The following is an 826-nucleotide window of genomic DNA, read 5'->3' as shown; positions in this document are numbered from 1 at the left end:
GTGTGGGGGTGTGCCCGTCGCGGCCGGGACGGGGGTGGCGGGTCGCGCCGTGCTACGGCTCGGTGCTGGGCAGGTGCCGTAGCTGTGCGGCCGTGTGTCGGCAGGCCGCCGCGTCCCGGGCCCCGCTCGGGCCGCGGGACGCGTGCGGGCGGCTCACGCCGTGCCGCGGCGGGGCCGGCTCCGGCCGGCGCGTGCGGGCCGCACCGAGTCCACCGGCGGACACCCGGGCGCCGCCCCGTCGGCCTCAGCCGCTGATCTGCTTGCGGTCGCCGCCGCCGCTGATCTGGATGCGGCGCGGCTTGGCCTGTTCGGCCACCGGGATGCGCAGGGTCAGGACGCCGGCCTCGTACGAGGCGTCGATNNACAGCTGGCGGGTGAAGGTGCCCGTGGGCCGTTCGGCGACCAGCATCTCCGCGTCCTCGGGAGCGGGGCTGCGCCGCTCGGCGCGGACGTTGAGGACGTTGCGCTCGACGTCGAGTTCGATCGTCTCGGGGTCGATGCCGGGGAGGTCGAAGTGGACCAGGAACTCGTCCCCGGAGCGGTACGCGTCCATCGGCATCGCGGACGGGCGCGCGGTGGTCGCACCGAAGAGCTGCTGCGTGAGCCGGTCGAGATCGCGGAACGGGTCCGTGCGCATGAGCATCACAGGTCACTCCTCTCTTCCGGGGCCGGGATGCGATGCCCTACGGCTTCTTATATAACTCTGCGCCGGAAAGTTGACAAGCCTCGACTCAGGGTCCATCCGGCCGGTGGCCTGCGCGTTAGCCTCGGACCGGATACGAGGAGGCAACCATGGCCACAGTTCCCAGCGCGGTCGTCGCCGCCA

1 protein-coding gene is annotated in these 826 nt (G+C 72.9%); it reads right to left on the bottom strand.

All coding sequences use genetic code 11. From position 1 onward, the window contains the following. Positions 1-244: 244 nt before the first annotated feature. Complete coding sequence (locus tag CCN44_RS41105) at positions 245-643, bottom strand: Hsp20/alpha crystallin family protein (RefSeq protein WP_208639941.1); 399 nt, start codon at positions 641-643, stop codon at positions 245-247. Positions 644-826 lie beyond the last annotated feature (183 nt).

Source organism: Streptomyces tricolor (genome assembly GCF_002155905.1).
Taxonomy (GTDB): domain Bacteria; phylum Actinomycetota; class Actinomycetes; order Streptomycetales; family Streptomycetaceae; genus Streptomyces; species Streptomyces tricolor.
This window is presented reverse-complemented; position numbering and strand designations above follow the sequence as displayed.